This window comes from Gilvimarinus sp. 1_MG-2023 (genome assembly GCF_030548285.1).
On record NZ_JAUOSC010001252.1, the window covers coordinates 1 to 258 of the forward strand.

1 protein-coding gene is annotated in these 258 nt (G+C 32.2%); it reads left to right on the plus strand.

Annotated features, from left to right (window positions below):
* Positions 1-258, plus strand: a 258-nt coding sequence (locus Q4563_RS20880) for a TIM-barrel domain-containing protein (protein WP_303605881.1), incomplete at both ends; no start/stop codon positions are given.

The window sequence follows — 258 nt, forward strand, 5'->3', positions numbered from 1 at the left end:
TGGGATACCATCAATGTAAATGGAGTTACTATCCAGAATCCAATGTTAAAGAAATTACACAAAAATTTAGAGACCTAAGAATTCCTTGTGATGCCATCTATTTAGACATTGATTACATGGAAGGTTTTAGATGTTTTACATGGAGTAAAGATTATTTTCCGGAACCCAAAAAAATGGTAAAAGAACTGGCTGATGATGGGTTTAAAACCGTTGTTATTATTGACCCAGGAATTAAAATAGATTTAGAATACGATGTGT